Annotated in this window: 8 protein-coding genes and 1 pseudogene; 1 reads left to right on the plus strand and 8 read right to left on the minus strand. The window is 67.4% G+C overall.

Annotated elements, in window-relative coordinates:
* From VGH54_RS11625 to VGH54_RS11645, 5 genes and pseudogenes are all read right to left on the minus strand, one after another.
* Window positions 1-791 (minus strand): circularly permuted type 2 ATP-grasp protein (locus VGH54_RS11625; protein ID WP_331512151.1); only part of this gene is annotated, 791 nt, incomplete at its 3' end.
* A 123-nt stretch (window positions 792-914) separates the two neighbouring features.
* Window positions 915-2,072: pseudogene (locus VGH54_RS11630) on the minus strand (carboxylate-amine ligase); the annotation flags it as partial.
* Between the two features lie 66 nt (window positions 2,073-2,138).
* Complete coding sequence (gene glmS / locus VGH54_RS11635) at window positions 2,139-4,007, minus strand: glutamine--fructose-6-phosphate transaminase (isomerizing) (RefSeq protein ID WP_331512143.1); 1,869 nt, start codon at window positions 4,005-4,007, stop codon at window positions 2,139-2,141.
* A gap of 130 nt (window positions 4,008-4,137) precedes the next feature.
* Complete coding sequence (locus tag VGH54_RS11640) at window positions 4,138-4,545, minus strand: hypothetical protein (protein WP_331512145.1); 408 nt, start codon at window positions 4,543-4,545, stop codon at window positions 4,138-4,140.
* Window positions 4,546-4,758: 213 nt separating this feature from the next.
* Window positions 4,759-5,010: a hypothetical protein gene (locus VGH54_RS11645; RefSeq protein ID WP_331512146.1), complete on the minus strand. Its 252-nt coding sequence runs from the start codon at window positions 5,008-5,010 to the stop codon at window positions 4,759-4,761.
* A 146-nt stretch (window positions 5,011-5,156) separates the two neighbouring features.
* Between VGH54_RS11645 and VGH54_RS11650 the strand changes: the two genes are divergently transcribed.
* Window positions 5,157-5,999 (plus strand): hypothetical protein, encoded by an 843-nt coding sequence (locus VGH54_RS11650; RefSeq protein ID WP_331512147.1) that lies wholly within the window; start codon window positions 5,157-5,159, stop codon window positions 5,997-5,999.
* A 9-nt stretch (window positions 6,000-6,008) separates the two neighbouring features.
* Here VGH54_RS11650 and VGH54_RS11655 read toward each other — a convergent pair whose 3' ends face one another.
* Genes VGH54_RS11655 through glmM form a run of 3 tightly spaced genes read right to left on the minus strand, consistent with a single transcriptional unit; the run spans window position 6,009 to window position 9,042 of the window.
* The gene (locus VGH54_RS11655) at window positions 6,009-7,361 is read right to left on the minus strand and encodes a hypothetical protein (RefSeq protein WP_331512148.1); all 1,353 of its coding nucleotides are present in this window, start codon (window positions 7,359-7,361) and stop codon (window positions 6,009-6,011) included.
* Window positions 7,362-7,364: 3 nt separating this feature from the next.
* Window positions 7,365-7,667, minus strand: coding sequence for a type VII secretion target (locus VGH54_RS11660; protein WP_331512149.1), 303 nt, complete (start codon window positions 7,665-7,667; stop codon window positions 7,365-7,367).
* 37 nt (window positions 7,668-7,704) lie between these two features.
* Window positions 7,705-9,042 (minus strand): phosphoglucosamine mutase, encoded by a 1,338-nt coding sequence (glmM, locus tag VGH54_RS11665; protein WP_331512150.1) that lies wholly within the window; start codon window positions 9,040-9,042, stop codon window positions 7,705-7,707.
* Window positions 9,043-9,136: the final 94 nt, after the last annotated feature.

Below are 9,136 nucleotides of genomic sequence, written 5' to 3' on the forward strand. Positions count from 1 at the left end.
ATCGCGCCGAGCAGCCCAGGCCGCAGCGGAGCGCCGTCGTATCCGGTAGAAGACAGCAGCATGTCCTCGTCCATCCGCGCATAGGCGACGTCGATGCGTCGGACGTCGGAACCGATGTGGCGCACCAGCTTTCCGTCGCGCACCGACAGGTCCGTCGGCTGCACGAGCGCGACGCCCATCTCGTCGGCCAGGAAAGTGTGCTCGAACCAGGCCGAGTCTTCCCAGCCAGCGGACAGCAGCACGACCACGGGGTCGTCAGGGGCGTGCGGCGGCGCCGCTGCCCGCAGCGTTTCAAGCAACATCTGCGGCGCCCGGTCGACGTCTTCGATCGCGCCCAGCGGTTGCGGCTCGGGGAGGTGCTTGCTCAGCAACCGATGGTTGACGATCGCGTACGCGGCGCCCGATGGCACCCGCAGGTTGTCTTCGAGCACCATCCAGTGGCCGGCGCGGTCGCAGACGACGTCGGTGCCGCTGATGTGCGCGCGCACCGTGTCGCCGCCCAACCGGCCCGTGGATCGGAAGCCGGGTGCGCGGTCGAGGGCCTGCACACCGATGATGCCATCGGCGACGATCGCCTGCTCGGAATAGATATCGCGGAGGAATGCGTCCAGCGCCCGGGCTCGCTGACCTAGGCCTTCGGCTAGCTGCGCCCACTCGTCCGCGGCCACAATGCGCGGTATCAGGTCGACCGGGAACAGCTGGGCGCGGGTCTGGCCGGTGACGCGGAAGGTGATGTTGTCGGCGCGCTGCTCCTGCTCGATGCATCCTTCCCGAAACCGCAGCTGCACCACCCCGAGGCGGGCAATGGTGTCGAGGACCGTCCGATAGCGCTGCCGTGGGTGACCGTCGGTGTCGACGGCTTCGTCGTAGCTGACGTCGACGTTGCCGCGGGCGACGCGAACCGCCGGGTCGGTGCCGCGGTGGTAGCCGAACAGCAGGGTCGGGTCGCCGCCGACGGCCGTCGCCGCGCTGGGCAAGCGGCCGGCGGTCTCGGCGATCAGCTGATCGACGACGTCGGTGAGGCGGCCGCGGCGGCGCAGCGCCCGCCGTTGCCGGGCCGACGACGTGCCCGCGATCAGCACCTGTCGGGCCAACTCGCTGACGATGTCCCAGTCCCCGCTGTCTTCGAGTTGCGGACGCAGCGATTCGACCAGGTCGGTGACCACCTCGGAGGCCGGCCTGCCGGCCGGAGCGCGGACGTCGACGAGGTCGCCCTCCAACCCCGACCGGGCGGCCCGCCAGACCGCGGCCCGGCCCAGTGCCGGCGACAGGATCGTCGGTGGGGCGCCGGCCCGCGCGGCGTCGACCTCGCGCTCGACCAACGCCCGAAACAGCCCGGCGATCAGCAGGATGGTGTCGACCGACGGACAGCTGTCGCATACCCGCAGTTCCAACGTCGGCACCGAGTTTGACGGTCGGACGTCGAAGTAGACCATCCCGGCGTCGCTGATAACCCCGCTGGCCACCAGATCTTGGACCAGCGTGTCGTATTCCTCGGCCGATTGCACCGGGGCGGCCGGGCCCGTCGTCGGCCAACGCTGCCAGACGAGTGTGCGCAGACTTGAATAGCCGGTATCTGAGCCATCGGACGCGAACGGCGAGCTGGCCGACAGCGCGAGCAACGTCGGCAGATACGCGGACACTCGGTGGGCGACCGCGACGGCCTCGTCGCGGTCGTCGACTCCGACATGCACCTGGGTGCCGCAGATTAGCTGCTCGCGCGCCAGCAGTTGATAGTCGGCAAGCATCTGCCGGTAGCGCGGGGTTTTAGTGACTTGCATTTCGGCGGGCACCGACAACGGCATGGCCCCCGCCGCTACCACGCCTATGCCCAGCTCGGCGGCGGTATCGACCAAGACCCGGCGGTGATCGACAAGTTCACCGTGCAATCCGTCCAGCGAATCGACCACGCGGGTGTTCGTCTCGACGACGCAGCGCTGCAGCTCGGCGACGTAGTGGTCGGACAGCTCGGCCAGCAATTCGGGGGCGCGTGCCGTCAGTCGCCTCGTCTTGAGATCGACAAGGTGAAACTCCTCTTCGGCACCCAACGTTCGCGGCGACATGTGTCGCATCCGCCCACCGTAGGGGCCACCAGTTACCGCCACGTTAAGCATTGACGGAGGTCATCGGCGTGCCGGCTACTCGACGGTGACCGACTTGGCCAAGTTGCGCGGCTTGTCGACGTCGTAACCGCGGGCCTGTGCCACCGAGGCGGCGAACACCTGCAGCGGGATGGTCGACAGCAACGGCTGCAAAAGCGTCGATACCGCGGGGATTTCGAAGAGGTGGTCCGCGTACGGGCGAACCGTCTCGTCGCCCTCCTCGGCGATGACGATGGTGACGGCGCCACGGGTTTGGATCTCGCGGATGTTGGACAGCAACTTGCCGTGCAGCATGGCCGAGCTCTTCGGTGAGGGCATCACCACGATCACCGGCAGACCGTCTTCGATCAGTGCGATCGGACCGTGTTTGAGCTCACCGGCGGCGAAGCCCTCGGCGTGCATGTAGGCCAGTTCCTTGAGTTTCAGCGCGCCCTCCAGCGCCACCGGGTAGCCGACATGGCGGCCGAGGAACAGGATCGTCGACGCCTGGGCGAACCGACGGGCCAGCTGGGCAATCGGCGCGATCTCGGCGATCACGCGGGCCACCAGATCGGGCATCGACTCCAGGTCGCGGAATTCGCGTTCGACCTCGTCGGGGTATTTGGTCCCGCGGGCCTGCGCGAGCGCGAGTCCGACCAAGTAGTTCGCGGCGATCTGGGCCAGGAACGTCTTCGTCGACGCCACCCCGATCTCCGGGCCGGCGCGCGTGTACAGCACCGCATCGCATTCCCGCGGGATCTGCGAGCCGTTGGTGTTGCAGATCGCCAAGACCTTGGCCTTCTGCTCCTTGGCGTGCCGCACGGCCTCCAGGGTGTCGGCGGTCTCCCCCGACTGCGAGATCGCCACCACCAGCGTGCTGCGGTCCAGCACCGGGTCGCGGTAGCGGAACTCGCTGGCCAGCTCTACCTCGACGGGCAGCCGGGTCCAGTGCTCGATCGCGTATTTGGCCAGCAGCCCGGAGTGGTACGCGGTGCCACAGGCAACGACGAAAACCTTGTCGATCTCGCGCAGTTCCTGATCGGAGAGCCGCTGCTCATCTAGCACGATGCGGCCGTCCACGAAGTGTCCGAGCAGAGTGTCGGCTACCGCGGTGGGCTGCTCGGCGATCTCCTTGAGCATGAAGTACTCGTAGCCGCCCTTTTCAACGGCATCCAAGTCCCAGTCGATATGAAATGTTCGAGCACTTGCGGTCAGATCGTTGCCGTGGAAGTCGGTGACCCGATAACTGTCGGCGGTGATCGCGACGGCCTGGTCCTGGCCGAGCTCGACCGCGTCGCGGGTGTGTTCGATGAATGCGGCGACGTCGGAGCCGAGGAACATTTCGCCATCGCCGATGCCGACCACCAACGGCGTGGACCGGCGCGCCGCGACAATGGTCCCGGGTTCGTCGGCGTTGGCGAACACCACGGTGAAGTGGCCCTCGAGGCGGCGCAGCACGGCCAGCACCGAAGCGGTGAAATCGCCCGCCGTCTCGCCCTGGTGGTATTCGAGGGCGACCAGGTGAACTGCCACCTCGGTGTCGGTGTCGCTGGCAAACTCGACACCGGCTGCCTCGAGCTCGTGGCGCAGAGTCGCGTAGTTCTCGATGATGCCGTTGTGAACGACTGCGATCTTGCCCGCCGCGTCGCGGTGCGGGTGAGCGTTGCGGTCGGTGGGACGTCCATGGGTGGCCCAGCGCGTGTGTCCCAGGCCGGTGCTGCCGACCAGGGCTGCAGGGTCGGTCTCCGCGAGCGCGCTCTCCAGGTTGGCCAACCGGCCGGCGCGCCGACGGACCGTCAGCTTCCCGTCCCCGTCGACTACCGCTACGCCCGACGAGTCGTAGCCGCGGTACTCCATCCGACGCAGCGCGTCGACGACAACGTCAAGGGCAGGCTGATGCCCGACGTAGCCGACGATTCCGCACATAGCCCACCAGGGTAGTGCAGTCTGGCGGCCCGAGACGCGCACAACGGGTCCAGACAACGCAGTACAGCCGCCCCAACATGGACGGCTGTACGCGCCTGACCTGCAAGAGGCCGGTTATCTGTTTACCGGCTCACCGGCCGTTGTGGTCATTCCATCCGGGGCCACCGGGGCCATGGTTGTCATAACCCGGACCACCGGGGCCACGGCCGTTGTCCCAACCGGGGCCATTGCCGTTGTCCCAACCGGGGCCTCGGCCGTTGTCCCAGCCACCCTGGCCACCGCGATCGTCGCGCCAGTCGCCCTGACCGTGCCAGTGATCCCGATCGTGCGGTTCACCGTCGAAGTAGTTGTCATCATGGCAACGGCCCCAGTCGTAGTTGTTACCCCAGCCCGGGTCCCAGAACTGACCGGGACACCAGTGGTAGTCGGGAAGCGGAGCCATCGGCTGGGCCTCAGCGACGCTCGCCGCGCCAACGCCGGCAAGTCCAAGACCCGAGACGATGGCAGTCGCAGCTGCGATTCGTTTGATGTTTATCATTCGTTCTTGGTACCACCCGGGGCCGTCCAGCTAAACCTTTAGCTCGGCAAAATTTGTTATGAGTTCCTGTGAATAAGCTTGGTTTTAAATAGGATTCAATACCAAGCCCAACCGGCGTTGACCATCGCGTAAGGGGCCTGGTCTGCGAAGCGTCCACCAAATAGGGCAGCCGCCCCGAGTGGGACGGCTGCGCTAACTGGATCGTCGGCTAGCTTACGGACGCCACGGGCCCATGCCGTGCCAGTGGCCGACGTCATGCGGTTCGCCGTCGAAGTAATTGTCGTCGTGACAGCGGCCCATGTCCCAGTTGTGGCCCCACGCTGGGTCAAACCACTGTCCGGGACACCAGTGGTAATCGGGCAACGGGGCGGTCGGCTGGGCTTCGGCCAGGCTCGCCGTGCCGATACCGACAAGACCCAAGCTCGCGGTAATGGCTGTGGCGGCTGCGATTCGTTTCATATTCATGGCACGGTCGTACCACTTCGTCCGCCCGGTGAAACGTCCGTTCCAGGCGTGTTTGCTGGCGACTTACTGTCAACCAGCTTGATATCCGCTGGTGTGCCGCGCGGCAAGGCAATCGGGCCGGTGCTGACGTGCGCTACCGTCGACTGGTGGCAAAGACCAGCAAGCTCGTCGGCACCCTCACGCGACGCGGGCCGCACCGAGTTTTGCGCGGCGACTTGGCCTTCGCGGGATTACCCGGCGTGGTTTACACGCCCGAGTCCGGTTTCGACTTGCCCGGCGTGGCGTTCGGCCACGACTGGCTCACCGGGGTCGCGCGCTATACGGGCCTGCTGGAGCACCTGGCGTCGTGGGGCATCGTCGCGGCCGCACCCGACACCGAGCGCGGGGTGGCGCCGTCGGTGTTGAACCTGGCCTTCGACTTGGGCACCGCGCTCGATATCGCCGCAGGAGTGCGACTCGGGCCGGGCAAGATCAGCGTGCATCCCGCCAAACTCGGCGTGATCGGTCACGGCTTCGGCGGCTCGGCAGCGGTGTTCGCGGCCGCCGGTATGAAGGCCAAGCCCCAAGCGGTTGCCGCCCTTTACCCCACCATCACCAACCCGCCGGCCGAGCAGCCGGCCTCGACGCTCAACGTTCCGGGCGTAGTTTTCGGCGCACCGGGATCCGCAAAAGAACTGCGCTCCAACGCCATTGAACTCTGGCAAGCGTGGGACACCGCGACGCTGCGCATCGTCGCCAAAGCAAAGCCCACCGGGCTGGCCGAGGGTCGTCGGTTGACGACGGCGTTCGGCCTGGGCGCCCCGGATCGCAAGACACAGAAGACAACCCGTGCATTGCTGACCGGTTACCTGCTGTATGCGCTGACCGGCGACAAGACATATCGCGACTTCGCCGACCCCGACGTGCAACTTCCCAAGACCCTCCCGATGGGAGACGATGCCACGCCCATAAGCCCCGAAGAGAAGTTCGTCGCCCTGCTCAAGGGCTGAGCGTTGACGTCACTGCCCTGCTTGAGGTAGTTCATCCTCGGCGATCTCACACGGTGTCGATCCATCAGTTTGCGGCGCCGCGGCTGGTGGGGGCTGATCACCCGGTGGTGCAGCGGGTGGCGGCGGATCGAGTTGCTGCCCGATCGGTTCGGCCACGGAATCGCTTGTTGCCGGTGGATTTTCGGCGATCGGATCGACAGGCTGTTCGGCTGCGGTGGGCTCGTCGGCGCTGACCGGCTCAGCCTTTTCGTTGGTGTCGACGTCTTCTTGCTTGTCGGCATCATCCAGGTCTACGGGATCACCGGTCAGCGCATCGCCCGACCCGGAGCCATCGCCGAGCCCGCCGGCCAATGAGCCGAGAATGCTGCCGATACTGTCGACGATGCTTCCGACGACGCCACCAATGCCGCCCGTGATACCGCCAAGTCCGCCGAGATTGCCTGCACCGGTGGACAATCCGCTGGCATCGCCAAGCGGCGCCGCCAATTCGGTCGGCATTGATGCCGCATCGTCGGGCACGCCCGTCGAAAACCCCTGTGGCTCTGGACTTGTCGGTGGCCGGATAGCCGGCGCGGCGGCGGGCACGGTCGGCGCCGGCGCGGCCGGCAGGGCCACCATCGGCGTCGCCCCGGTGACCGGGCGCTCCTCGAAGGCCGGTTGCCAACTCGGGCCGAAGTCGCCCGGAACATCGAAACGCACTTCGAACGTCGAGGCCAACGCGTGGATGGCCTCGTCGTAGGACGCCGCAACCGACGCCGAGCCGGCGCCCATCGCGGCGAGCCAGTCGTTGCGAATGTCGTTGTCCACATAAGGTTTGACCTGCTGGCGGATCACCTCTTCGGCCGTCGAGCGGTCTCCCGTCCCGGCCGTGACGGAGCGGCAAGCGGCCAGCCAAGACGACCGCTCCGCTGTTCGGCGCTCATCGATGGCGACCGCGTCTGCGACCTTGCCATCGACCGACCGCCACACGTCGTCGCGCAGGGCGGCATAGTGTTCAGCAGCAGCGCCGACATGGGCGGCCACCTCGGCAGCGACATCGCAGTGGCGCTGGAGAAACCGCATCGCGGTGTCCGCCCCCGAACCTCGCCACGCGGCCGCGAGTTCGGTGACCTGCGTGCGCTGCACCCACAGCGCCTCCTCGACGGCGTGCACCGCGGCACGCAGCGTGCCGACGTCGTCGTCGAGTATCCGCAGGTCAAGCCCGGCCTCGGTGTCATACCAGTCCCAGACCTGCGACGTGTGCGCGGTGAGGTCGGGCTGCTGATAGCCGAGCTGATGGCATGCGTCGACGTAGGTCTGGGTGTGCTCGACCGCGGGCCTGCCCTCGGCCAGCCGCGTGCTGACATCGAACCGATCGGCCATGTGTCAGCCGATCCGTGCCGCGGCGAGTTGGTCGGCGTCGGCGTAGCGATTGGCACTGGCCCGCAAGGCAGCCCCGACCTCCATGCTGGCCCGCGCCCATTGCGTGAGCTCGCCGGCGAGCCGATGCAGCGCAAACCGCAGTGCATCACCCTGACCTATGTATGCGCGCCCCGACGTGGTGCCGTCGAAAGCCAACCTGCCGAAGTGGGTGCGCACCGCGCCGTCGATGAGATGTGCTGCGTCGTTGAATCGGTTCGCAACCGCATGCACTGCCGCAGCGTCGACGAATGCGTCTCGTTGTGCCATAACGGGTTCGACGCGACGCGTCGCCCGACGGTTCCGCCTAGTGTGTGGCGCGCACTGTGTCGGCGACGTGGGCGGCGAGCCGATGAGCGACGTGCTCGTCGTCGGCTTCCACCATGACCCGGATCATCTGTTCGGTTCCGGAGGGGCGCAACAGGATTCGACCGGTGTCGCCCAGTTCGTCTTCGGCCTGCGCAACCGCGTCGCGCACCGACGGCGCGGCAACGGCAGCGACCTTGTCGGCGACCCCGACGTTGATCAGCACCTGCGGCAGGGTGTGCATCGCCGAGGCAAGGCTGGCCAGCGACGCGCCGGTCTGGGCCACCCGCGACATCAGCCGCAGACCGGTCAGAATGCCGTCACCGGTGGTGGACAACGTGGGCAAGACGATGTGTCCGGACTGCTCGCCGCCGAGGCTGAACGGACCAGATCGCAGCTCTTCCAACACATATCGGTCGCCGACGCTGGTGGTGCGAACCTCGACTCCGGCCGCCCGCATCGCCAGGTGCAGGCCGAGATTGCTCATCACGGTGGCGACCAGCGTGTTGCCGGCCAGCTCGCCGGCCTCCTGCATGGCCAGCGCGAGGATCACCATGATCGCGTCGCCATCGACAATCTCACCGGCGGCATCGACGGCCAGGCACCGGTCGGCATCGCCGTCGTGGGCCAGGCCGAGGTCGGCGCCGTGGTGCAGGACCGCCGAGCGCAGCACGTCCAGATGCGTCGAGCCGCAGCGGTCGTTGATGTTCAGGCCGTTGGGTTCGGCGTTGATCGCGATGACCCGCGCACCGGCGGCGCGGTAGGCACGCGGTGCGGCCGCCGAGGCGGCGCCGTGTGCACAGTCCACGACCACGGTCAGCCCGTTGAGTTGGACGGTGCCGGCCTTGCCGACCTGCCGGAGGTAACGGTCCAGCGCATCCTCGGCGTCGATCACCCGGCCCATTTCCGCGCCGACGGGACGCAGCCCCGGTCCGGTCGCGACCAGATCCTCGATCTGGTCTTCGGTCGTGTCGTCGAGCTTGTGTCCGCCCGGCCCGAAGATCTTGATGCCGTTGTCGGGCATCGGGTTGTGCGACGCGGAGATCATCACGCCGAAGTCGGCGTCGTAGGCGTGGGTCAGGTAGGCCACCGCCGGGGTCGGCAGTACACCGGCCCGCAGCGCGTCGACGCCCTCACTGGTCAGGCCGGCGATCACCGCGGCTTCCAGCATCTCGCCGCTGGCACGGGGATCGCGACCGATCACCGCGACACGTCGCCGTCCGCTGTTCGACCTGGTCAGCCGCCGTGCGGCGGCGGCGCCGAGGGCCAACGCGAGCTCGGCGGTGAGCTCACGATTGGCGACCCCGCGGACGCCGTCAGTGCCGAATAGTCGACCCATGCGGTCAAACCTCTCACAGTTGGTGACCGCGCACACCCACGACATGAGGATTGGCCGGAGTGCCACCCAACCGGTACGCGGCCGTGATCGCCGC

The sequence above is a fragment of the Mycobacterium sp. genome (assembly GCF_036488105.1).
Taxonomy (GTDB): Bacteria; Actinomycetota; Actinomycetes; order Mycobacteriales; family Mycobacteriaceae; genus Mycobacterium.